This window comes from Candidatus Saccharimonadales bacterium (genome assembly GCA_035457485.1).
Classification (GTDB): Bacteria; Patescibacteriota; Saccharimonadia; order Saccharimonadales; family EFPC-124; genus DATIBO01.
On the sequence record DATIBO010000006.1, the window covers coordinates 367,622 to 391,457 of the forward strand.

Genomic DNA, 23,836 nt, shown 5'->3' on the forward strand with positions numbered 1-23,836 from the left:
CTTCAGCGATCTAAAATATACAACTTTTTTTACTAAACGTCAACTATTTTGTATATTGTGCACTTCTCCTTTTAAGCTCGATCTGTTATCCTATAGGTCGATGAACAAGATTAAATCTTTTAAAAGGGCAAAAATTTTAGCTACGGTCGGCCCGGCTAGTGACAGTTATGAGACTATCCTAGACATGATCAAAGCAGGCGTTAACGGCTTTAGGCTTAACTTTAGCCATGGAACTCACGAGGAACGTGACATCCAGATCCCACTTATTCGCAAAGCGAGCCGAGAAGTTGGTAAGCCGGTTGCGATTTTGCAAGATTTACAAGGTCCAAAAATTCGTTTAGGCGATTTTGAGGGCGAGATCGCTGTTAAAAATGGCGAGATCTGGACTTTGGTTTATAAGCAAGACCTTAAAAGCGACAAAGAACTGCCTGTTCAGTTCGACTTAAGCCAAAAATGCAAGCCAGGCGAGCGTGTTTACATTTTTGATGGCAAAGTTAAAACAATCATTACAGCCGTAAACCCATCCCGCGTAACTGTAAAAGTCGAAAATGACGGAATTTTAATGCAGCGCAAGGGCATTAACTTGCCAGACACCGATTTTGGTGGTGATGTTATTACCGAAAAAGACATGCGCGATATTGATTATGGTGCCGACAAAGATATCGACTATGTGGCAATGAGCTTTGTGCAGACGGCAGAAGACGTCTTGAAACTTAAGAGCTTGCTCGCTGAGCGTGGTTCTCGCGCTAAAGTTGTTTCTAAAGTCGAGACTCAAGCGGCAATCCGCGAAGAAAACCTAGAAGCTATTGTTATGGCTAGCGACGCAGTCATGGTCGCGCGTGGTGACTTGGCGGTAGAAACCAGCCCAGAGATCGTGCCAATTGTACAGCGCCAAATTTTGCAACTAGCGCAAAAACACGGCAAAATCAGCATTGTTGCCACACAAATGATGGCCAGCATGCAAAATAACCCAGAACCAACCCGCGCCGAAGTTAGTGACGTTGCCAACGCGGTTATTACTGGCGCTGATTGCGTAATGCTTAGCGACGAAACCGCAAATGGAAAATACCCAGTAGAAACCGTGGCCACAATGAAGCGCGTGATTATGTACACCCAAGACCACGCCCCAGTACGACCATTGTTTTACAGTGAAGACAATCACAACACTCAAGATGCGATCAGCTCCGCTGCGATCACATTGGCTCACCAAATTGGTGCAACTGCGATAGTTTGCGAAACAAAATCTGGTGCAACTGCACTCAGTATTGCTGCTCATCGCCCAAGTATGCCAATTATTTCGGTCACCTCTGACGCTCGCGTAGCTCAGCAGCTTTGCCTGATGTATGCAAACAAGAGCTTCTTGCGACCAGATGGCGAAACTGCCGGATTAACCCAAGCTCAAGACTTGGTTAAAAAAGGTACTTTACACAAAGGCGATAAAGTTGTTCTAGTTAGCGGTCGCCAACCAGGTTTAATTGGTGGAACCGACACGATAAAAGTTAGAGTTTTAGAGTAGCTTTATTACTAATAAGTTCTGAAACGAGGGAGCTGTGGCGCGAGGCCATGCTCCCCCAGTTTCGTTCGTTCAGCAACCGCCGACTGTGTTGAGTGGGACGCGGAGCTGATCGGCGTACCACCGTCGAGTGTGTGGCCGAGTGTATGGCACGGTCGGAGTCTGAAGTTCCTGACGCTGCGACTGCGTGAGTGTGGTCAGGTAGTTCATCAGAATCCGATTGGAGTGCGAGTTGTTGGGCAGCCGGCGGGCGAACAACTGTTCGCACCAGGCATCCCACATCACTCGGTTGATCAGGTACACGTTCTTGTGCGAGCCGTTGATGACCCCGTTGGTCAGTTCGCGAACAGTTCCGCGAGCGATGATGACGCCGAGCACCAGCGCGATGACTGACGTGATCGCCCAGAACGCAGTGCGCCCGTTACCGGTGATCTCGAACAGCTTCACGATACAGAAGATGATGATCTGAAAGATCAGCATCGAGAGGCCCGGCACCCAGCCGTGGTTGTTGTAAGCCCAGGCCTTGAGCGAGCGGGGCTTGCGGCTGATAGCCACATACGTGTTCATGTGCTTCCGATCTGCTCGTAGACGAACAAAACTTGCCATACTATATCATAATTTTATTAAAATGTACATAAGTTCAGACTTCCAACTGCCAGCACGGGGCGGCAGTTGGGTAGTCCTCGTTCTGGTCAGACGTTCTTGGCTGGGAAGGCGTAGCTGAGTAGGTTCTGCAGGGCGTTGTTCCGGTCTTCGCTGGTGCTTTCGGCCGTGTTGACCGACCACCAGAAGCCGGCATTCTGCGCCAGAATGCGCTCTGCCGTGAGCACATCGATCGGACCGACCTCGGTGGCCCGAGCCCGCATCATTTGGAGCCACAGCTTGTGTAGATCCCGGCGGATGATCGTGATGCCTGCGACCCGGTTACGGCTGATGACGTCTTCTGCGACGACCGTCATCCCGAAGCCCATGAACATCACGGTGAAGATCGCGACGACCAAGACGGCCAAGTACTCAAGGAGCGAGTACGCGTCTCCCGCGTTTGCGCGCTTGATCAGCCCATTCGTGATCAGGCCGAACACAAGAACGCCCCATGTCATCAGATGCGCGAAGCGGTGGTTGAACACCCACTTCATCACGCTGAGGCGGTCGCCGATTGCGATACGATCGCCCTCTCGCCAAAAGACATTTTTCACTTGCCCTCCTCCAATTCTCGGAGTTGACTCTTGTGGAACGAGTCTACGGCCAGTAATTATACAACTTAATTAAAACTTGTCAAAATGAATTAACCGCCTGCTTATGCTTAAATACAAGTATGACTTTTGATAAAAAAACCATAAAAGACGTGCCGCTGCACGGAAAGACTATTCTAGTTCGCGCCGACTACAATGTGCCGCTGACTAAAAATGGCGAAATTAGTGACGATTACAGATTACGTGAATCGCTCCCAACCCTAAAATACCTGATTAAAGCTGGCTGCAAAATAATTATTTGCTCGCATTTAGGACGACCCGAAGGCAAAGTCGACCCAAAATTCAGCCTAGAGCCTGTAGCTGAGCGGCTTAGTGAACTTCTAAAAGAACCTGTTGGTTTTGTGCCCGAATGCGTGGGCGACAAGGTCAAAGTTGCGGTTAAGCACTTAAGGACTGGCGGGGTTTTACTACTCGAAAACTTACGCTTCCATCCTCAAGAAGAACAAAATGATCCGGAGTTTGCCAAAAAACTATCTACAAGTTGCGGTGCTGATTATTTTGTTCAGGATGGATTTGGAGTAGTCCATCGAGCTCATGCCAGCACAGATGTGATTACTCAATTTTTGCCAAGCGTCGCGGGTTTATTGCTGCAAAAAGAGGTGACCACGATCACGCATGTTGTGCAAAACCCCAAACAGCCTGTTGTTGCTGTGGTCGGTGGAGCAAAAATTGCTGACAAAATTAAGGTTCTTGAAAGGTTTATTCAAATCGCCGACCACATAATTATTGGCGGTGCTATGGCAAACACGTTTTTAAAGTATAAAGGTTTGCCGATTGGGCAGAGTGTTTACGATGACGGTGAAGATGCGTTAATCTCTAAACTATATACCCAAGCTCGTAAAAAAGTCGGCGACAAAGTTGATGAATTTTTAGTTCTACCCACCGATGTTGCGGTGGCAACTGAGATTGGCCCGGCTAAGCGACGCACTACAGTAAGTGTTCATGACGTGACGGAGGATGAATACATTTTGGATATGGGTTCAAAAAGTACCGAAGCCATGTTGGCGATTGTAAAAAATGCCGGCACCGTAATTTGGAGCGGGACCTTAGGTGTGGCTGAATATGAAGCCTTTGCGTATGCTTCGGCAAAATTGGCGCATGCCTTGGCCGTTCAAAAACATAGTACGTTTAGCTTAATCGGCGGTGGCGACACAGTGGACTTTGTTTTAGGCTGGGATAGTCAAAAGGGCGACAGTTTCGGGTTGGTTTCCACTGGGGGAAGCGCTAGTCTTGAGCTGATGGCGGGAGAGACTCTTCCGGGCGTGGCCGCTCTAATGGATCGCTAATTTTCATGGCGGCTGCAATGGCACAAAAACCACGAGCGCGACAGACGTAATTTTCTTCTATGCGTTCCAGTTTGCAAAACCGACTTTCACTTGCGCCCAAGATCTCTGGTGGACAAACTGGCAGTTCTTTTTCTCCGCGACCATCGTATTGTTTCATAAGTTAATTATTAGCGCTTTTTTGTATAAATCATAGTGCTTGTGCTAAGCTATTAAAAAAGCCATAGGGCATCATGCGCAAGAAACTTATAGTAGCAAACTGGAAAATGAAATTTACAGTTGGGGAATCCAGCCTATTTTTGAATAAGCTCCAAGAAAAAGTCGTGGCTAACCGTAATGTCGAAGTTGTGATTTGTCCTAATGTTTTAACTTTGCAATCGCTTTCATTACAGATAGATCGACGCAAATTTAAACTTGGGGCGCAGAATTGCTACTACAAGGACGAGGGTGCATTTACTGGTGAAGTTTCTGCCAGTATGCTACGCGGGATTGCAAACTATATAATTATTGGTCATTCCGAACGTCGACATATTTTTTGTGAGACCGACAAACTTATTACACAAAAAGTCCAGGCAGTTTTGCGTAGCGGCCTAAAGCCGATTTTATGCGTTGGCGAAACTAAAAACGAGCGAATCGCAGGCGAAACAGCCCACACCTTACACGCTCAGGTCACGGCGGGTTTGGCAAACGTTACGTCCGAAGAAATCAAAGATGTGGTAATTGCATATGAACCAGTTTGGGCGATTGGAACCGGTGATTTTGCCAAATCCGAAGACGCCATGACCGCGGCAAAATATATCAGGCGACAAGTCGAAGGATTGTTTGGTAAAAAAGCGGCCGAAGAAATTCAGATTTTATACGGGGGTAGCGTAGATACAGATAACGCTGGATCGTACTTGGCGGCCGAAGATGTAGACGGTTTACTGGTGGGCGGAGCGAGCTTAAAGGCTGATGCTTTTGCTACAATAATAGGTAAAGCAAACGAAATAGCAACGGCATAAGGTGGTAACGAGTGGCTAACGACTTAGATTTAGACGAATTACATGAGGCAGTCAGTGCCTTGATGGATCAATCAAAGGAAAAGCGAGCAGCTAAGCCCGCCGAGCCGGCTGCTGTGCTCGACCCAGCCGAGAACGTGACGGTTAAAACGGCGCCACCGACAGTTGCGCCTGAGCCGAAGTCCGAACCAGAACCGATTGCCGACAAAATAGAGGTAAAGCGACCATTGCCGAACTTATCTATTAATCGTCCTAGGGGTAGAGCGATGGACGTGATCAGCCCTAAACCGGCTACTCCACCGCCGACAAAAATTAAGCGGCAAGGTGTGACTTTGCAACCAACTCAGGACGTAAAGCCTGAGCCACCTAAGGAAATTGTTAAAGCTGAGCCGGAAACGCCAAAGCCAGAGTCGGTTCCAGCTGAGCACGCGCGACCTGAAACGCCAGCTTTAAACTATCAAAAACCTGCCGAAACTGAATGGCCCGATCCATTGGATGTGCACGGCTTTAAAGATGAGCTCGAGCCAAAAACAGATTCAGCGCCAACAATGACCGAGGACACTCAAACAAAACCTGACCAAATTGCGCAAACGTCACCTTTTTTGAATACCAAAGTCGAAAAACGACCCCTCGGTGCCTATTCGTCAGAAGACGCTCCGATCGAGGTTGAACCAGAAGAAACTCCCCAGCCCGAACAACAAGATAACTGGTCTTTTGGTGATTTACCACAAAATCAACCCGATGTCAGGTCCGAGCAGCAACCCGAAGCGCCGCCAATTGATTCTCTCGATCAAACTCAAGAAACTGACCTGGATGAAATGCGTCAGGCGACAATTCCACAGCAGTACAAAACTACACAAAAAGAACACAGTAGTGATAGCCGCCCAGTTTTTGATACAAAAGATTATCACCCGCCAATCCAAGCGGCACATGCTGCACATAGAAGTAATTCAGCAATGGGCTGGGTACTAATTTTAGTTTTTGCACTAATTTTGATAGCTGCACTGATTTTTGCGTTTTACATGATGACGGGCAGCCTGGATTTTTCGGTTTTGTTTAAATAAGGTTTTAGCGTTCACTACAATACTGTGCCACGCAATTTGAACTCTGTATAAAGCTAAAATTTTGACACTAAATCAATTTTGTAGTATGGTTTTGTCTTAGTCGCTGCCATATGGTTGGCAGTAACTAGCTTCCGGAGGGAAGAATGACCGCTCAGACGCGAGACTTCGCCGAGATCAGCGACAAGCAGATCTTGGAGGAGGCGATGGAGTCCGGCGAGACGATCTTCAACGATCTGTTCTGGCGGGACCTTCTCAACAGCGAGACGGTGTGCATCACGGTCGCGCTGGTCGACGCCCTCGGCAACTACACCTGGCTGGGCAGTCAGGTCTTCGGCGACAAGGTTCAGTGGGACGAGAGCAAGTTCAACAGCTCGCCCGACGACAACTTCTGGGCCTACGCCGGCGGCAAGGCGATCACCTCGGCGGTGCTTCGCAAGAACACCCGCGAGGCTCGCGAAGCCGGCGACCCGCTCCCCGTGGGTGGCCTCGACTGGAACGGCGGCGTCTTCCGCGCAGTGACGTTCGGTTCGGGTGACCAGAGCCGGCACGTCGCCGTCGCGGTCGGAACGTGTGGTGTTCAGGGTGACTTCGACGAGGTCATCTCGGCGGCGGTCGTCAACACCTTCTGCGCCGTGTGGTTGCAGCGCGAAGCTGCCCGCGCCGCGCAGAAGTAACGCCCGCAAGAAGCCCGCAAGAGGTAAACTCTTTGCACCGCTTCTTGCGGGCTTCGTACATTGAGCTTATTTTAATTTTTTAACTAGTTCATCAAGTTTGATAGTAGCGTCGTCAGATGTATTGATCGTGATCAATTTATCTAAACCGATCGGGATGTGCTGGGCGGAACGTGAGTAATCGTCGATACGGTCAAAATCTCGGTGGCCAGGATGCCGCTCGCCAGTCTTGACTCGCTCAATAAACCGCTGTCTCGAAAGCTCGTATGGTACCTTGCAATAAATCTCGATAATTTCTACATCTGGGAAGTCTTCGACAATTTTTTTAATCTGTTTACCGGCAAAGTCTGGGTTAAAAGCGTTTTCAATAATTAAAGAACGTCCGCTTTTTAAAATCCCTCTGGCAAGTTCGATTAAAAAATCAGCCGACAAAGAACCAAGCAATTTTGACCACTCCACATCATCAATCCCAAGTCTGTCAAATAAAAACTCTTTTATGTCATCCTTTGAAATTAGCATAATCTTTGTTTGTGCAGACAAGTTTCGCGATAACGTCGTTTTACCAGATCCTGGGGCACCGTTGACAATAATTAGTTTGTTCATGCGGTTATTATATCTAATTTCGATAGACTTTAGACAATTTGCAATTTTCGTTAAAAAAGTTTATATTATGGTCACTCTTACGCAAGAGACAACGGAGGTGTTTGTGACCGCCACGACTCCCACTCAACAAAGGTGGAAGCTTGACAAGGAGCTGCGCGAGGGCCCGATGTTCGTTCTCGTCGACGGCGAACCGTTCAAGGTTCTGAGTTCGCTCCGGAACAGCAAGCTGTATGTCGGGACCTTCATCGACGAATCCTATGCAGGTTTGCTGATGAAGTTCAATCCCGAGACCAAGGCCGTGACTACGATCGATGCTAACGCCGGGCTTCAGGCACTCTACATGAACAGGCTGGCGATCCCTGACTTCGTATCGCACTTGGTCAGGGCGGTTCAATGTAGTGGCCGAGACTACCGAACAGTCAGCGATGAGATCGCGCGGTCCCTATACGGGGCTGGCTTAACGGCCGAGATGACGGTTGCTCAGTGGTCGGCGTGTGCGCCGGAGAACGCCATCGATCACATCCGGGCTGACATCGACTGGATCTGGGTCCAGGCTCGGGCACACAGTCGATGGATGACGCTCCAGATCACACTGGCCGTACTCGCCAAGCTACAGCTCGATAAGCGAAGGCCGGCCGGGGACGGCCAGTAGTACCTGCCCGCGAAAAGCCCGCAAGGAGCAATCCTCGCGCCGTGCTTCTCGCGGGCTTTTCATATGTTGTCATAAACACCTAGCGGCAAAACGCTAACACTTGTTACAATAAAGCAGTGAGCGAAGCCGAACTACTCTTAAAAGACCTGAATCCAGAACAACGAAAAGCTGCTGAGACAACCGAGGGGCCAGTACTTATTTTAGCCGGCGCAGGATCTGGCAAAACTAAAACCTTAACACACAGAATCGCTTATTTAATTGCCAGCGGTAAGGCTAAGCCAAGCCAGATTTTAGCCGTAACTTTTACCAACAAAGCCGCTAAAGAAATGCGCGAACGATTGGCGCACTTACTTGGCGCCAACGGAAATGATCGTGCGTTCATGCCATTTATGGGGACGTTTCACAGTATTTGTGTACGACTTTTACGTTTTGACGGCGAACATATTCAGATTCCAAAAAATTACGTAATTTTTGATGAGGGTGACCGTCAGAGCGCAGTAAAGCAAGCACTTAAAAAGCTTGGGGTAAGCGAAAAACAATACAGCTCAAATTCGGTCGCCGGTTTAATCAGTAGTGCCAAGAACGAACTTTTAAATCCGGCCGATTACGCAGCCCAAGCCCGTTTACCTCTACAAAAGGTTGCCGCTGACGCTTACGCGATTTATGAGCGAGTGAAAAAAGAAGCCTCTGCACTGGACTTTGATGATCTAATAGGTGAAACTGTAAAACTTTTAAAAACAGTGCCAGAGGTAAAAGATAAGTGGCGAAAACAATTCAAGTATGTTTTGATCGACGAGTATCAAGATACAAACGCAGCGCAGTACAACTTGGTAAAAATGTTAGTAAACGATCAACAAAACCTCTGTGTAGTGGGCGATGACTGGCAAAGTATTTATAGCTGGCGCGGCGCTGATTTTAAAAATATTTTAAATTTTGAACATGACTACCCTAAGAGTTTAGTCGTAAAACTCGAAGAAAACTATCGCAGCACCAAAAGTATTTTGGACGCGGCGCATAACGTAATTACAAAAAATACTCAACGCTCAAATAAGGCGTTATGGACAAAGGCAGGCGAGGGCAGCCCTGTTAGTATTCAGTATGTAAGCAACGAGCATTATGAAGGCGAGGTTGTTGTCAGTAAGATTAAAAGTGCTGTTGCTATGCGTGCCAGGCGCTTTAAAGATTTTGCAGTTTTATACCGAACCAATGCGCAATCACGCAGCATAGAAGAAAGTTTTATACGTTACGGAATCCCATATAGGATTGTGGGTGGTGTGCGATTCTATGACCGCAAAGAAATAAAAGACATAATCGCGTTTATGCGATTAATTTACCAGCCAGCTGACCGCGCTAGTTTTTTGAGAATTGTAAACGTGCCTTCGCGCGGATTAGGCAATATTTCGGTTCAACGATTTTTAGATTGGAAATCTGCCCGACTTGTTGACGACAGAACCAACATAATCAGTGCGCTTGAAGCCTGCGAAACGGCGCTTGGGATAACTGCTAAAGCTAAAAAATCGTTTGCTGATTTGGGCGAAATGCTGGCCCGATTAAAAGAAGCATCCGAAACTATGAGCTTGCCTGATTTTATTGAAAAGATTATTCAACGTGTCGACTATATGAACTACCTCGACGACGGCACGCCTCAGGCGGAAGATCGCCAAGAAAACGTTAAAGAGTTAATCTCGGTAGCTCGCGAGTATGCAGATTTGGGATTGGCTGGGTTTTTAGAAGAAGTTGCCTTAATTAGTGACCTTGATGTGATTCAGGCCGACCAGGATGCGGTTTTGCTCATGACTATGCATGCTGCAAAAGGATTGGAATTTCCGTGCGTGTTTATGGTGGGCATGGAAGAAAGCATTTTCCCAAGCGCTCGGTCGCTTTATGACCAGGATGACCTGGAGGAAGAGCGCAGGCTTTGCTATGTAGGAATGACTCGGGCGCGAGAGGAACTTGTTTTGACCTGCGCAAGTAGCCGCATGATCTATGGATCGACTCAGCATAATCCACCGTCACGCTTTTTGGCCGACATTGACGGCAAGGCTGAAACGCATCAAGCAACAGCCTTCGGGTTTAATGGTCCGACCGATTATGGTAATGAGCCTCGGTATGTGCCTGACGATCTAGATTTGGCGGTTGGTGATAAAGTTAAGCACCGCGTTTTTGGTCAGGGGATAATAACCGAGATTGACGGTTCTAATGTGGCGGTTAGCTTTGCCGGTCGCGGTATGAAACGTTTAAATGTTGAGTTCGCGCCACTAGAGAAACTTTGATAATTTTGGTGCTCTCTGAGCACCGGCGCTCCCGACGGGAGGCTAGTGCTCAGAGTGTGCTCAGCTGGAGGCCTTGGTTTTGCGCTTGTGGCTGAAGTAGCCGAAGATCCCTGCGATGGCCAGCCCGATCGAGATGATCCAGCAGGCGCTCAGCGCCAGCTTCAGTCGGGTATCGTAGACGTTGTAGTAGATCGTCTGGATGAGGACGCCGATGGCGAGTGTGACGCAGGCCATCCAGAACTTGGTGGGCCATGTGACGCGCTTGTCGTCGATTGCGGGCCGTCCACTGTTGAACAGCATCATCCCGAACGCCACCATGAGCCATGCCGCCATCCAGCCGTTCAGACTGTTGGCTTTGGGCAGCATCCTGTCGGTCGCTGCCAGCTGCTGCTCGACCTCGATGAAGTCGATGGCCGCGGAGGCCGTACCGCAGATAGGAATAGCGAGCATGAGCGTTACGATGATGTTCGTTGCGGTCGGCGAGACCGGGAGCCAGCTCGCCAGTCTCCAGATGCCGACGGCGACGAGAATCGCCGCCATCCACTTTCCGGTTGGCGGGTCGTACAAGGCATACGTCACCGGGTCGGTCCCGATACTCGCAATTGCGTTGAACACAGCTACCTCCAGTAGCTAGTCGTTTGACTGGTTGAATTTATACACTATTGTAAGAAAAAAGCAAGATTCAACAGGGGTAATGTATTGACTATTTTATATAAATATGGTATAGTCTCTTTTAGACTTATTTGCAAGCATCTGCTTAGCAAAAAGTTGACGAGGAGAGGAATTTGACATGAGCTGCATCGCCAACCCCATGTGGGGCGGAGAAGTCGTGCTCGGCATGCCGAATGGAGCCCTGTGGGCTTTCGCGGTACTGCTGCCGGTCATCGCGGCCGCGCTCGGGCTCGCCTGCCTGATCTTGCACGAGAACGGCGACAACGCCGCTATCGTCGGCGTGATCAGCAGCGTCTTCGCGCCCGTCGCGGCCTACTGCACGTTCATGCTCGACACCGAGCTGATCTCGCGCATCGGCAGCGACCCCACGGCCACCGGGATCGGCATCATCGCCCAGATCGTAGCCATGGGCTTCGGTCTAGTGATGGGCCTGATCGCCACATTCGACAACTGACGGCGCACGGCGCCCTGCTCACCCTACTTGGGGAAGCAGGGCGCCAAAGCCTCAGTCCTCTCCTTTAGCTGTCGATATTTTTACTAGTATCCTGATGAGTCCATATTTAGGACGAAACAGCTAACTACTTGAAATTTTACTAATTTTATGGTATAAATACACAGTTGTTCAGCAAACCAGCTGATACGACAAAACGTACTGCATTGCCTGAGGAGGCTTGCAATGTCCCTGTTCCGACGCGGCCAGCACTGCTGCTGCCAGCCAGCTTTCGCCACCATCATCGGCTTCGGGAGAATCCCGATGACGAACGGTGGCCACAGCCACGACTGCACCTGCACGCACGGTCGCTGCATCGGTCCGGTCCGGATCGTCCACACCGCCGCCAACTGCACCTGCATCGACGGCGAGTGCGACAAGACGGACTACGACCGCATCCAGCAGATGATCGACGCCGCCACGGCGCCGCTCACCATCCAGATCACCACGCTCACCAGTCGCCTCGACGAGGCCGGCCGGCGGATCGAGGACCTGGAGGCGCGGCCCATCGCCGGCATCACCGAGGTCGTGGGCGAGCGTCGCTCGTTCGTTACCCGGTGGACCCTGGTCGGAGCCATCATCGGCTTCGCTCTGGCGGTCATCGGGGCGCTCAGCGTCCCCGAGGGCATCTACCACCTGCTCGGCAACAAGACCTGGTTCTACACCCAGAGCTTCCTGTTCTGGATGGAGATCATCATCGGTACGACGTTCATCGTCGCCGGACTCGGGTTCTTCTTCGGAATGGCCCGCAGTGCCGACGCCGTTCCGACGTACCGTGAGGTCACCCGCACGGACGGTGGTTCGCTGTGAACCGTCGCCGTGTAGCGCTCGTTGGGTTGCTGGCGATTCCGCTGGCGTGCCTGGCGTTCGTGCTTTCGAACTCGGTGGTGATGGTCACCGGACCGGCTTCGGTTCCGGTGGCGATCGCGCCGAGTCCCTCTGTCGTCCCGTCCCCGGCCGTAGTGCCGCCGGACGACTACTGCCTGGTTAAGGCTCCGCCCGAGTATCTGGGCGAGTACACACCAGACAACGACTTCGGCTACCCTGCGGTTACCGATTGGGAGCGCAAGCACCCCAAGAAGTTCCTGCAGAACCCCGACAGTCTGCCCGACACGCTCACCGACCTGAAGATCCGCTGGTGCGGAGTCGATGGCGAGGGCGTGAGAGGCGGGGATCCGCTGCTTCAGAACGCACACTTCAGTGTGCCGGACGACAGCGACCCCAACCGCCCCTTCAACGAGGCCAGCTGGCGTGCCACCACGGACGCCAACGTGAACCGCGTGAAGTGGGACCAGGCCGAGCTCAAGCTCGCGCCCGCGGGAGACTACTATGTCATGTACATGGTGGAATCCCGCAAGACCGGCAAGCTGGAAGTGCGAATCAGCCTCCAGTGGAAGCCGGACACCCTGGTGCTTATGCTGCCGATCGCGAGAGCGGACGGCACAGGCACCGAAACGCTGATGTTGCGACTGGAGTGTGGGTTCCAACCCATGTTCGAGAAGCGCAGCAGCGTCCCCCGGTGGCTGCAGAAGTTCCTGAACTGACGCCGCCACCAAGCGCGGGCCGCACCTGGACAAGTTCCCAGGTGCGGCCCCGCCGCAACACCTTTGCCTCAGTAGGGCATTTTTTTATATCAAAAAATTGTGTCATAATTGAAGTATGTTTAAAAGCAAAGACTCCAAAAAGAAAGTCGACAAAGTAAAAACCAGTAAATTCGAAGCTGTTGGCCGCATCGCTCACAAGGCGGCATCCCCATTCATGAAGTTCTATTTGCGCGATACACATGTTCGTGTGCGCGTTGTAATTATCAACGATCACAAAGAGGTTTTGTTGGTTCGTAGCTGGTTTAGTCATCAAAATTGGAGCTTACCAGGTGGCGGAATTAAGATTACAGAATCACCAGTAGAAGCCGGCGTGCGCGAGGTCTACGAAGAAACTGGTCTGCGGATAGCAGTGGATCATTTGCAAGATTTGGGAACGTTTAAAAATCCAAATCCGCAAGCTGGTTATACCGTCGCATGTTTTAAAGTTGACATTCCAAAGCGGCCGCCAAAAATCGCGCACCATCGCCGCCTAGAGATGTTGGATGTGGCATGGTTTGATCTTGATACATTGCCAAAGAACCGCGCACCATCTGTAGACTTAGCTCTTGATTTGGCTAGTAAATAGCGAAAATTTTACTACAATTTGCCGTTGACTTTTGTCTGACATAAGCATTATGCTTAAGGAAGTTTACTTTAAAAACACAAAAAGGCAAAAAAATGAGTGAGGGTTTCGACGTACTACCGATAGTAGTTGTTTTGGCGTTAGTTGCATTTGGGGCAGCTCTAGCCATAATAGACAAAAAATATGCAAGGTTAAGCACCGACTGGAACGAGTTTAAAAAACGCTAAATCGGTCAAAGTTTGTTATAATAGTTCGCAGCACTACTTATGCGAATTATTGAGTTTACAAAATTCAAGAGTTTTTGGTGGGCTGCAGCACTTTTTATGGTGCTTTTGGCAGGCGTATTTGCATTGAATTCTGGTAAAACCCATGCCGAAAACGAGCGTGTTATTACTATTTATCATGACGGCGCAGAACAAACGATCGTAACAGATGCTCCAAACGTAGAAGAGGCTCTAAAACGGAGTGGAATTTCACTTGGAACTAGCGATTTTGTTGAACCGGCATTAAACACGCAGTTTGAAGCACCTGCTTACAATATAAATATTTACCGTGCTCGGCCTATATTAATAGAAGATGGCGGCCAAAAACATTACGTTAGTAGCCCATTTTCTAGCCCCGAAAAAATCGCTGAGGCAGCCGGACTTAAATTACACGATGAAGACATAGCCGAGCTTACCCGAAGCAACGATTTAGTTGGTGATGGCGTTGGTCTAAAATTAACTATCCATCGTGCCACGCATGTTGTTTTAGTACTCTATGGCATGCAAAAAGATGTATATACTCAGTCGGCAACTGTGGGTGCGTTCTTGCAAGAAAAAGGCATAAAGCTTGGCGCCGAAGATGGAACTAGCTCTAGCCTACAGACCCTAATTACGGCCGACTTTAAAATAGAAGTTTGGCGTAATGGGGTGCAAACTATAACCGAAGAACAAGAGGTTAAATTTGCTACCGAGACAATCCGCGACACAAGCAAGCCAGTTGGATTTAAAGAAGTTAAAGAGCCGGGCAAAAATGGTAAAAAACTCGTCACATACGAAGTTGAACTACGTAACGGTGTCGAGCTAAGCCGAAAAGAAATTCAAAGCGTAGTGACCGAGGAGTCTAAAAAACAGGTAGAGGTTATTGGTGTCCAGCTTGGATTCACTGGCGCTTTCCAGGAAGCCCTTGCAAAACTTCGTTCTTGTGAGGCTGGCGGTAACTATGATCGTAATAGTGGAAACGGCTACTACGGCGCATATCAGTACGACATCTCTACTTGGGCTAATTGGCAAGGCTACGCACGCCCCGATCTTGCGCCGGCCGAGGTTCAGGATGCTAAGGCGTACGAGACTTATATGAGACGCGGTTGGCAGCCATGGCCATCGTGCACCTCTAAACTTGGTTTACAAGATATTTATCGTTAGTATAAAAACATGACTTATAAATACGATGGTTTTAATTACGTTATTCGCTTAAATAAAGATGAGCGTTTGAGTGAAGCTCTTAAGGAGTTTTTGCAAAAAACCGAGGTTGATGGCGCTTGGATTTTAGGTATTGGTGGTGCTCAAGAGGCGACATTAGGCTTTTACAGTTTAAAAACTAAGCAGTACAACTGGCGAACATTTAGTGACTTAATGGAAGTCACTAGCTTACAGGGTAATATAGCAGTTGACGAGGATGGCGAACCGGTTTTTCATATGCACGGGACTTTCGCTGGCGAAGACTTCAATAGCTTTGGTGGCCATGTTAAAGATTTGATTGTGGGCGGGACTCTGGAAATTTTTGTTCATCGAACCGATGACATGCCTCTGAGCCGCAAGCACGATACTGAGGTTGGCTTGGATTTATTGGACTTGTAATGAATGTAGTTAATCTTGATCAGGCTGCCCAGCTGTTAAAAAGCGGTAAAATTGGAGTTATCCCAACCGATACTGTCTATGGACTAGTTGCTCTAGCGGCAAACGAACTGGCGGTTGCGCGAATTTACAAGGTAAAAAATCGTGTTAACAAACCCGGCCCCACAATTGCAGCTAGTGTTGATCAGTTGCGCGACCTAGGTTTGCTTGAGTCTGATCTTATAAAAGCTGCTAAATTTTGGCCCAATCCAATTAGTATTGTTTTAAAGCCTGGTGCAAACTTGGCTTATTTAAGTCAGGGCTTGCCAGATTTACCGTTTAGGGTAGTCGCCAATACAAAAACTAGCGAATTTTTGCAAAAAACTGGTGCTCTAGCCACTACAAGTGCCAATGCGCCAGGCGAACCAGCCGCCGAAAATTTGCAACAAGCAGTAGACTATTTTGGTGATGCAGTTGATTTTTATGTAGATGGCGGTGAAATTAGTAACGCTTTGCCGTCGACAATCATTGGATTTGATGGTGAAAATGTTAAAATTTATCGAGAAGGCGCTGTAACTAAACAAAAAATAGAAAGTTTAAAAAATGCCAACTCCTAAAAAATCCCTGGGCCAACACTGGCTTTTCGACAGTAAGAGTCTAGGCGCAATTTGCGACGCAGCTGAGATTACTCCAGATGACACAATTTTAGAAATTGGCCCGGGTCTGGGGCCGCTTACAATAGAACTTACTCAGCGTGCAAAAAACGTTATAGCCGTGGAATTTGATGAACAATTAGCTCGCGAGTTACCGTCTCGGGTGCCGGCTGCTAACTTAAAAGTGATTCACGAAGATATTTTAAAGTTCAATTTAAATAATTTGCCTCAAAACTACAAGGTTGTGGCGAATGTGCCTTATTACATCACTAGCAGTCTAGTTCGATATTTATTAGAATCTAAAAATCCGCCAAAAACTACTGTAATGTTAATTCAAAAAGAAGTGGCAGAGCGAATCTGTGCTAAACCCGGAGACATGAGTATTTTAGCGATTAGCGCTCAGCTTTATGCTGAAACTGATTTGGGGGTTTTGGTCACGGCCGATAAATTTGATCCACCGCCAAAAGTGGATTCTCAGGTGGTAATTTTGAATAAACGCGAAAAACCACTGTTTAAAGATCTGGATGTTAAAAAGTTTTTTAGAATCGTTCGTGCTGGTTTTGGCGAAAAACGAAAAACGCTCCGCAACAGTTTAAGCGGGGGGTTGCAGCTTGATAAAACCAAAGTAGAAACGTTGTTAGATAAGTCTGGGATTGCGCAAACGACGCGAGCACAGCAACTTAGTCTAGAAGATTGGCATAAACTCTACATTGGGTTGTAGTAGGTTCGCCGCCCAGAGTCGAAAGCCCTGGGCGGCGAACGGTGGTCGTTTTAGCTGCTTACATCTTCTCCCTGTTCATCCTGCCTGGCATCATTGCCAGAGATATCGGTCTCACCCTCGTCATCGGCAACTCCGGCCATCAGGGCTCGAATATCACCAACTCGGAAACGGTGGTGTCCACCCGGAGTTCTTTTTGAGCTAAGTCTTCCTGCCTTTACCCATCTGGGCACGGTTTTCGGATCAACCCGGAATAATGCTGCAACCTCCCCTGAGGTGAGTAGCTGGTCGTCTGGATCGATCAGTTCGCGTGGCACATGGCTCCTTACGTCGTTTGTGAAATATATAATAAAATAAAATTATGAGTTATGCAATATGTTCTTGTTAGGATCATGTTTTTGAAGTAATATTGGTTCATCATGTTATCGATGCAAATTATGGTTCGGTTTTAGCAGGCGTACAAAACTTGTATCTTATTAATTTTTTTGAGAACCAATTATGATTGCATCTGTAAAAATAACCGAAAAATCTTTTGGGGCAACCCAACTTTATAAAAACTTAAACTTTAGTATTCAAAAAGGCGAAAAGCTGGCGATTATTGGCCGCAACGGAGTGGGCAAGTCTACGCTTTTTAATATAATGGACGGCAAAGATGGCGATTTTGTTGGAGATTTAATTTACAAAAAAGGCATAAAAATTGCCACGACTCGCCAAGAGCATCACGATGTGGATGATTTAACGGCGGTGGCATATATTTTGCAGGAATTGCCAGAATACTCGCGCCTAAAACATATAATCGAAACTTATCCGGCGCACATGGGCGACAATGAAGCGAAAATCACTAAATTTACTGAGGCGCTTGAACGTTTTGGCGAACTCGGTTTTTATCACGTAGAAGATGAAGTACGCACAACCTTGGCGGATTACCAGATTGGCGATAAAGCCGACATGCCACTTAAAACTCTTTCGGGCGGTCAGCGCCGTTTTGTGGAGTTGGTAAAACTTACGCACGCACGCGCCGATCTGTTATTGATCGACGAGCCAACCAACCACATGGACTACATTGCAAAAGAGCGTTTTATAAAATGGTTTAAAAACGCGCCTCAAGCCGTGGTTGTAATTTCGCACGATCGCGATATTTTGCAAACTGTGGATCAGATCATCGAGTTAACAGACGGCCTATCGTTAAAATTTGTAGGTAACTATGACGCTTATTTGCGTCAAAATGCGACCACAACGGTTAGCCAGCTTAACGATTACGAAACCGCTCTTAGAACAATCGAGAATTTAAACAAGCAAATTCAATCGGTTCGTGCCAAAAAAGCTAGCACAAGTAAAACGCCAAACCCATTCATACCGTTAGAGCGACGTTTGGTTAAGGAACGTGACGAACTAAAAGTTAATTTGCAAAAGCCTAATTTTTGGGTTGATCAAGAATCGCTTGCAGGCATGCAGGATAAAGTTAGCGAGAGGTACCATAAATATAAAGCTAAAAATATTTCGCTTAACACAAAATCAATTTTGGCGAGCAAAGCAAATTATTTGGTCAGCGCTCTTGATCTTTCGCTGGGTTACAGCGAACCGCTTTTTACGGATGTAAACTTTACGATTTCGCCTGGTGATCGATTAGAGATTAGAGGACGCAATGGTGCCGGTAAATCCACGATTATTAATGCAATTATGGAGTTTGCGGCTGGCAATATCCCTGAAACTCTTAAAGCCGGTGAAATAAAAGTTGATAAAAAATGTAAGATCGGCCGCTATGAACAAGAAATTAGCGGGAAGTTGCTTGATTTAAATTTGGTTCAGGCGATCGAACAGATTTATCGCGACTTTGGATTGAGTATAACTGATCAAGAGATCATGCGACTAATGAGTAACTATTTGTTCGATCCGCAGCTCGATAAAGAAAAAGAAGTTTCTAAACTCTCGGGCGGTCAAAAAGCGCGGCTGCAGCTGATTAGGTTGTTTGCAAATAACCCAGATTTGCTAATTTTGGACGAGCCGACCAACCATTTAGATTTACCGAGTATCGAGGAATTAGAAAACGCCCTGTTAAAATTCGGTGGCGCGATCTTGTATGTCTCGCACGATAGTTATTTTACAAAAAAATTGGCTGGGCAAGTTGTGAAAATCGGCAGGTAAACCTAATGCTCACTATTAGTTATATCCTAATTATGATATAATGAGTGTAAATGACACACAGTTTTGCTCAATTTTCGATGATGTACATGATGCGCTAGCGCGCGAATGATTTTTTATACCCCAAATTTTGTTATCATCTTAAATAAGGACTATCACTGTGAATAAATTCTATATTACAACCGCAATTCCATATGTTAACGCCGCGCCACACATTGGGCATGGACTTGATTTTACTTTGGCGGATGTTCTAGCCAGATTCCATCGTCAGCTTGGTGCAGACGTGTTTTTTGAAGTAGGTGTGGATGAACATGGCACGAAAATTGCTCAAAAAGCGCATGAATTCGGCAAAACCCCACAGCAGTATGTGGACGAAATCGTTCCGCTTTGGCAGGATTTTTATAAAAAATTAAACATAACACCGACCGGGTTTATTCGTACAACCAGCCCCGAACACGAGAAAGCTTCTCAGTTAATTTGGACGCAACTGGCTAAGTATATTTATAGAGGTAAGTACGAAGGCTGGTACTGCGTTGGCTGTGAAAGTTTTGTAACAGATCAGCAAGCGGCCGAGAACAACGGTGTTTGCCCAGATCACCAAAAGCCATACGAGCGACTAAGCGAGGAAAACTATTATTTTAAACTCAGTGCATTTGGCGAGCAACTTCGCCAAGGTATAGTTGCCGGTGAAGTTAAAATTGTACCAAGCTTTAGAAAGCACGAAATTTTAAACTTAATCGAAAAAGGTCTACAAGATATTAGTATTAGTCGTCCAAAAACGCAGCTAGCCTGGGGAATACCAGTGCCGGGTGATGACACCCAGGTAATGTACGTATGGTTCGAGGCCGTACTGAATTATCTGTCGGTTTTAGGTTACCCGAATGCTGACAACTTTAAGAAGTTCTGGCCAGCTGATGTTTGGGTGGGCGGAAAGGACATCTTGCGGTTCCATGGTGCGATTTTGCCTGCAATGCTAATTGGGCTGGATTTACCATTGCCAAAAACCTTGTTGGTACACGGTCACGTTTTAGCAGGTAATACTAAAATGAGCAAAACTTTAGGCAACGTAGTAAGTCCGATCGAGGTAATCGATACTTACGGGGCTGACGCTTTTAGGTATTTCTTTTTGCGCCATATCCCAACAGTTGACGATGGCGATTTTACGTGGGAAAAATTTGAAAACGCCTACAATAACGAGCTAGGTAACGAACTTGGTAACTTGGTGCAACGCGTTGCAAGTATGATCAACAGATATCAAAATGGTGTGATTGGAGCATTACCGCCGTCCAAGCACGACACCAAGGCATTTTATGATGAGGTGAACGAGTTCAGATTTGATCGAGCGTTAGACGCAATCTGGGTAATGGTTCGCAATTTGAACATCTACTTAGAGGAAGTTAAGCCTTGGCAACTCGCAAAAAACCCTGAACAGGCGGATCATCTTCAAGAAGTTTTGGCATACTCTGCTGCTAGTTTGATTCAGATTGCAGATTTGTTACTACCGTTTTTGCCAACGACCGCCGAGGCAATTAAGCATGTGTTCGAAGGCGGGCAGGTTACTCCATATCAAGGTGTTTTATTTCCTAAGATTTACAAACATACAGTTGATCCGCGAGCTCAACAACCGGCAAAATAATGCAATTTGTCGATACGCATTGTCATATCCACGAACCAGGTTATAAGCTGGATACTTCTGAAGTTGAAAAAAACGCTGCAAAAGACGGGGTGACGCGGTTTATTTGTGTCGGAACTGATGTGATAACGAGTAGGCAGGCGGTCGAATTCGTAAAAAACCGGCCTAACGCCTGGGCGAGCGTGGGCTTGCATCCGCATGATGCGAAGAGTGAGGATTCGATTTCGGATTTAGGCGAGATTGTTGCGATAGCCAAACATGTTGCGCCGAACAAGATTGTCGCTATAGGCGAATGTGGCCTGGATTACTTTTACGAAAACTCTCCAAAAGCTGATCAAATAAGAATCCTGCGCCAACAGATTGAGCTAGCTCAAAAATACAATCTACCCATAATATTCCATGTTCGTGAAGCTTTTGACGATTTTTGGCCAATTTTTGACAGCTATAAGGGCCTGCGTGGAGTTCTGCACAGTTTTACCGATAATCAAGCGAACTTAGATAAGGCAATCGAGCGAGGCTTGTTTATTGGCGTGAACGGAATCGCAACGTTTGCAAAAGACCCAAACCAACTGCAGGTTTATAAAAATATTCCGTTGGGTAAAATGCTGCTCGAAACAGATGCGCCGTTCTTGACTCCTAACCCATTTCGTGGTACAGTGAACGAGCCCGCGAAAGTTAAGGTTGTGGCAGAATTTTTAGCGAAACTTCGCGGCGAATCTATACAACAAATTGCCGATTCCACAACCAAAAACGCACAAAATCTTTTTAGTCTAACAAAATAAACATCCAAAAATAAAAATCTAACTTTAAGGATGTTTTATGAATGAGCAACGAATAAATTTTGGCGAAGTTACCCCGAGAACCCCCGAAGTTTTTGCCGAGACTGACCCTTTTAAGCTAAGCCAAATGGCCAACGAGCAAGCTGCAGAAATCCTTGGAATTGAAGATGCGCTAGACAATGCACATGCTCAATATCCGGAATCTAAAACAGGTGAACTTGACGGTGCTCATTTATACATTGGCCAAGTTGGCCGAAACCTTGCAGAGGTACGCAACCAGCTTGCATCGAGGTAAACATGTCTAAATTTTTACAAAGCATTAAAACGTTTATAACCGGTCAGCAATCGGCGGGCTATACTCGTTTAACAATGCGTGATCTTATCAGAATGGAGTCTGCAATTGGCTCCAAACTTTTTGGCCCTGTCCCCAAAGGTCATCGGCGCGAATTTTTTTGCTTGGACGAACATGCGTGGGTTTGGTATGAAGAGTGGAAAGATCCAGCTACAAAAAAGAAAGTTAGCGTAACTACTCGCTACGAAATACATAATAACGGTATTTTAAAAGTGCAAGATGGTCAGCCTTACCAGATTGTTAAGGGCGAAGAATTGCGCAACCTGGTGACCGCAATACAACTTTACTACGAACAAGTTGCTCGGCACGTTTACAAATTCGATGCCGCAACTGGCCAACCCTTGCCTCACCAACCTGCTAAAATATAGTTAATGAACAAGCAAGTTTATTTAGATTACGCAGCGGCGACCCCGCTTGACGGACGAGTTTTTAAGGCCATGGAGCCCTATTTTACAGATTTATTTTATAATCCATCAAGCTCGTATATAGCCGCAAAACAGGTTAAGTCAGATCTGGAAACTGCTCGCGCTAGAGTTGCGCACTGGCTTGGCGCAAAAAATGCCGAAGTGATTTTTACTGCGGGCGCAACTGAATCTATAAATTTGGCTATAAATGGTGTAATGCGTCAATTTGCAGACGCACAGCTTATTGCAAGCTCAATCGAGCATGAGGCAGTTTTGGCAACCGCTCGGCAGTACGACTATATTTTAACGCCCGTCAAGCCAGACGGCGTGATCGATCTTGACGTTTTAAAGCAAAACATTACAGATAAAACTGTTTTAATCAGCGTTGGCTATGCAAACAATGAACTGGGCGTAATTCAACCGTTGGGCGAAGTTGCGCAGATTATTAAGGAGATTCGCCGCTTACGGCAACTTAAGAACAACAAATTACCGCTTTATTTACACACCGATGCCAGCCAGGCTGCTTGCTATTTGGACTTACATGCAAGTCGTTTGGGCGCTGATCTAATCACTCTTAACGGAGGTAAAATGTATGGCCCAAAGCAAACTGGCGTGCTTTTTGTAAGAGCTGGTGTAACTTTACAACCACAAGTTTACGGTGGCGGTCAGGAGATGGGTGTGCGGTCTGGCACAGAGAATGTTACCGGCGCAATCGGTTTGGCGGCGGCTTTGGATTTCGCTCAATCTGAACGAAAAGAGGCTATCGCTAAAGCCGGTGCCCTGCGCGATGAACTGCAGCGCCGAATAGTCGAGCTGCGCCCAGATGCAATTATTAACGGAAATCAAAAAAAGCGCTTGCCAAATATTTTGAACGTAAGCTTGCCTGGCGCTGATGGCGAGCGACTCTTAATGGAACTTGATGAGCTTGGGGTGATGATTAGTACCGGATCTGCCTGTGCGGCAAATAAGCAAACCGCCTCACACGTTTTGCAAGCGCTGGGGTGTGACGAGCAAACCGTGCAAGGAAGTCTGCGTTTTTCGGTTGGGCGGCGAACTTCTAAAGCAGATATAAATCGTGCGATTAAAGCGCTAGCGTCTGTATTGTAAAAAACTTATTTTAATTGTATAATAACCAAGCTAATTTGTTTGAGATGGGCTGTAAGACGTGGGTTTACACCTCGTCTCAAACAGGTTGAGGTGAGAGAGCTGAGAGGCTTCGTGCAATGGAAGGTAGAATCCCCGACGGCCCCGAGGCCGTACTCGAGGGTGTGATCGCGGGTCGTAGAGCTGCAGGTCGCAAGTCCAAGATGACCGGCACGGGATGTCTCATCACTGTCGTCATCGTGGGCTTTCTGGTGGCCTGCTGCTGTGGCGCACCGAACTTCCCACTGTTCTTCAGTGGGACGGCCGTCGTCACGGTCTGCGACAAGGACCCAAAGCAGGACCAGTACCGGGTCAGTGTCAGTGACGGGGTCACCCGCGAGGTCTACGTGGTAGAGGACATGCACCTCCCGATCGTGGCCTGGCGCACTGACGCCGCCGACCTATATTACCGCCTCGACAAGGGCAAGGTGTACGAGATCACGTACCGCGGTATCCGCTGGACGCCGGGATCGCGGTTCCGCAACATCGAGACCGCAACCCACCTGCCCAACGCAGTCCCCAAGGGCTGCTGAACCCAAGAAGCGCGGCTCGGCCTG

Annotated in this window: 28 protein-coding genes; 23 read left to right on the top strand and 5 right to left on the bottom strand. The window is 47.7% G+C overall.

What is annotated here, in order from left to right:
- Positions 1–100 precede the first annotated feature (100 nt).
- Positions 101–1,516: a pyruvate kinase gene (gene pyk / locus VLA77_02115; protein ID HSE29358.1), complete on the top strand. Its 1,416-nt coding sequence runs from the start codon at positions 101–103 to the stop codon at positions 1,514–1,516.
- A 69-nt stretch (positions 1,517–1,585) separates the two neighbouring features.
- Here pyk and VLA77_02120 read toward each other — a convergent pair whose 3' ends face one another.
- Both VLA77_02120 and VLA77_02125 read right to left on the bottom strand, forming a co-directional pair.
- Complete coding sequence (locus tag VLA77_02120; GenBank protein HSE29359.1) at positions 1,586–2,119, bottom strand: hypothetical protein; 534 nt, start codon at positions 2,117–2,119, stop codon at positions 1,586–1,588.
- An 86-nt stretch (positions 2,120–2,205) separates the two neighbouring features.
- Positions 2,206–2,709: a hypothetical protein gene (locus tag VLA77_02125; protein HSE29360.1), complete on the bottom strand. Its 504-nt coding sequence runs from the start codon at positions 2,707–2,709 to the stop codon at positions 2,206–2,208.
- 119 nt (positions 2,710–2,828) lie between these two features.
- Between VLA77_02125 and VLA77_02130 the strand changes: the two genes are divergently transcribed.
- The 4 genes from VLA77_02130 (at position 2,829) to VLA77_02145 (ending at position 6,785) form a co-directional block, all read left to right on the top strand.
- Positions 2,829–4,052: a phosphoglycerate kinase gene (locus tag VLA77_02130; GenBank protein ID HSE29361.1), complete on the top strand. Its 1,224-nt coding sequence runs from the start codon at positions 2,829–2,831 to the stop codon at positions 4,050–4,052.
- A gap of 230 nt (positions 4,053–4,282) precedes the next feature.
- Positions 4,283–5,050 carry a triose-phosphate isomerase gene (gene tpiA / locus VLA77_02135; protein HSE29362.1) on the top strand — a complete coding sequence of 256 codons (768 nt, stop codon included), beginning with the start codon at positions 4,283–4,285 and terminating at the stop codon, positions 5,048–5,050.
- Between the two features lie 11 nt (positions 5,051–5,061).
- The gene (locus tag VLA77_02140) at positions 5,062–6,111 is read left to right on the top strand and encodes a hypothetical protein (GenBank protein ID HSE29363.1); all 1,050 of its coding nucleotides are present in this window, start codon (positions 5,062–5,064) and stop codon (positions 6,109–6,111) included.
- Between the two features lie 143 nt (positions 6,112–6,254).
- Complete coding sequence (locus tag VLA77_02145; protein ID HSE29364.1) at positions 6,255–6,785, top strand: hypothetical protein; 531 nt, start codon at positions 6,255–6,257, stop codon at positions 6,783–6,785.
- A gap of 66 nt (positions 6,786–6,851) precedes the next feature.
- On the opposite strand, the gene VLA77_02150 is transcribed toward VLA77_02145, so the two are convergent.
- Entirely contained in the window at positions 6,852–7,385 is a 534-nt protein-coding gene (locus VLA77_02150; GenBank protein ID HSE29365.1) for an ATP-binding protein, read from the bottom strand.
- Between VLA77_02150 and VLA77_02155 the strand changes: the two genes are divergently transcribed.
- On the top strand, positions 7,279–8,037 hold the full coding sequence (locus VLA77_02155) for a hypothetical protein (GenBank protein HSE29366.1): 759 nt from the start codon (positions 7,279–7,281) through the stop codon (positions 8,035–8,037). The two genes, VLA77_02150 and VLA77_02155, sit on opposite strands and share 107 nt — an antisense overlap.
- Before the next feature lie 116 nt (positions 8,038–8,153).
- On the top strand, positions 8,154–10,310 hold the full coding sequence (locus tag VLA77_02160; protein HSE29367.1) for a UvrD-helicase domain-containing protein: 2,157 nt from the start codon (positions 8,154–8,156) through the stop codon (positions 10,308–10,310).
- A 60-nt stretch (positions 10,311–10,370) separates the two neighbouring features.
- Here VLA77_02160 and VLA77_02165 read toward each other — a convergent pair whose 3' ends face one another.
- Positions 10,371–10,925 (bottom strand): hypothetical protein, encoded by a 555-nt coding sequence (locus VLA77_02165; GenBank protein HSE29368.1) that lies wholly within the window; start codon positions 10,923–10,925, stop codon positions 10,371–10,373.
- Positions 10,926–11,100: 175 nt separating this feature from the next.
- On the opposite strand from VLA77_02165, the gene VLA77_02170 reads away from it, so the two are divergent.
- From VLA77_02170 to rsmA, 9 genes are all read left to right on the top strand, one after another.
- On the top strand, positions 11,101–11,436 hold the full coding sequence (locus VLA77_02170; protein HSE29369.1) for a hypothetical protein: 336 nt from the start codon (positions 11,101–11,103) through the stop codon (positions 11,434–11,436).
- 222 nt (positions 11,437–11,658) lie between these two features.
- Positions 11,659–12,282: a hypothetical protein gene (locus VLA77_02175; GenBank protein ID HSE29370.1), complete on the top strand. Its 624-nt coding sequence runs from the start codon at positions 11,659–11,661 to the stop codon at positions 12,280–12,282.
- Positions 12,279–13,016: a hypothetical protein gene (locus VLA77_02180; GenBank protein ID HSE29371.1), complete on the top strand. Its 738-nt coding sequence runs from the start codon at positions 12,279–12,281 to the stop codon at positions 13,014–13,016. The genes VLA77_02175 and VLA77_02180 overlap by 4 nt, the downstream gene beginning before the upstream one ends.
- 115 nt (positions 13,017–13,131) lie before the next feature.
- Positions 13,132–13,641, top strand: coding sequence for an NUDIX hydrolase (locus VLA77_02185; protein ID HSE29372.1), 510 nt, complete (start codon positions 13,132–13,134; stop codon positions 13,639–13,641).
- Positions 13,642–13,733: 92 nt separating this feature from the next.
- Positions 13,734–13,865, top strand: a complete 132-nt coding sequence (locus VLA77_02190; GenBank protein HSE29373.1) for a hypothetical protein — start codon at positions 13,734–13,736, stop codon at positions 13,863–13,865.
- 39 nt (positions 13,866–13,904) lie between these two features.
- On the top strand, positions 13,905–15,044 hold the full coding sequence (locus VLA77_02195) for a ubiquitin-like domain-containing protein (GenBank protein ID HSE29374.1): 1,140 nt from the start codon (positions 13,905–13,907) through the stop codon (positions 15,042–15,044).
- Positions 15,045–15,053: 9 nt separating this feature from the next.
- Entirely contained in the window at positions 15,054–15,479 is a 426-nt protein-coding gene (locus tag VLA77_02200; GenBank protein ID HSE29375.1) for a PPC domain-containing DNA-binding protein, read from the top strand.
- Positions 15,479–16,072 (top strand): L-threonylcarbamoyladenylate synthase, encoded by a 594-nt coding sequence (locus VLA77_02205; GenBank protein ID HSE29376.1) that lies wholly within the window; start codon positions 15,479–15,481, stop codon positions 16,070–16,072. The genes VLA77_02200 and VLA77_02205 overlap by 1 nt, the downstream gene beginning before the upstream one ends.
- Entirely contained in the window at positions 16,059–16,829 is a 771-nt protein-coding gene (gene rsmA / locus VLA77_02210; protein HSE29377.1) for a 16S rRNA (adenine(1518)-N(6)/adenine(1519)-N(6))-dimethyltransferase RsmA, read from the top strand. The genes VLA77_02205 and rsmA overlap by 14 nt, the downstream gene beginning before the upstream one ends.
- Before the next feature lie 50 nt (positions 16,830–16,879).
- Here the strand turns inward: rsmA and VLA77_02215 are convergent, their stop codons facing one another.
- Positions 16,880–17,143: a BldC family transcriptional regulator gene (locus VLA77_02215; protein ID HSE29378.1), complete on the bottom strand. Its 264-nt coding sequence runs from the start codon at positions 17,141–17,143 to the stop codon at positions 16,880–16,882.
- 181 nt (positions 17,144–17,324) lie between these two features.
- Here VLA77_02215 and VLA77_02220 point away from each other — a divergent pair, with 181 nt between their 5' ends.
- From VLA77_02220 to VLA77_02250, 7 genes are all read left to right on the top strand, one after another.
- Positions 17,325–18,971, top strand: coding sequence for an ABC-F family ATP-binding cassette domain-containing protein (locus tag VLA77_02220; protein HSE29379.1), 1,647 nt, complete (start codon positions 17,325–17,327; stop codon positions 18,969–18,971).
- A 157-nt stretch (positions 18,972–19,128) separates the two neighbouring features.
- The gene (gene metG, locus VLA77_02225) at positions 19,129–20,604 is read left to right on the top strand and encodes a methionine--tRNA ligase (protein ID HSE29380.1); all 1,476 of its coding nucleotides are present in this window, start codon (positions 19,129–19,131) and stop codon (positions 20,602–20,604) included.
- A complete protein-coding gene (locus VLA77_02230) occupies positions 20,604–21,383 on the top strand; it encodes a TatD family hydrolase (GenBank protein ID HSE29381.1) in 780 nt (259 codons plus the stop codon). Before metG ends, VLA77_02230 begins: the two co-directional genes overlap by 1 nt.
- A 37-nt stretch (positions 21,384–21,420) precedes the next feature.
- A complete protein-coding gene (locus tag VLA77_02235) occupies positions 21,421–21,675 on the top strand; it encodes a hypothetical protein (GenBank protein HSE29382.1) in 255 nt (84 codons plus the stop codon).
- Positions 21,676–21,677: 2 nt separating this feature from the next.
- On the top strand, positions 21,678–22,100 hold the full coding sequence (locus VLA77_02240) for a hypothetical protein (protein HSE29383.1): 423 nt from the start codon (positions 21,678–21,680) through the stop codon (positions 22,098–22,100).
- A gap of 3 nt (positions 22,101–22,103) precedes the next feature.
- Positions 22,104–23,243, top strand: a complete 1,140-nt coding sequence (locus VLA77_02245) for a cysteine desulfurase family protein (protein HSE29384.1) — start codon at positions 22,104–22,106, stop codon at positions 23,241–23,243.
- 116 nt (positions 23,244–23,359) lie between these two features.
- Positions 23,360–23,812 (top strand): hypothetical protein, encoded by a 453-nt coding sequence (locus VLA77_02250; GenBank protein HSE29385.1) that lies wholly within the window; start codon positions 23,360–23,362, stop codon positions 23,810–23,812.
- The last annotated feature ends 24 nt before the right edge of the window (positions 23,813–23,836 follow it).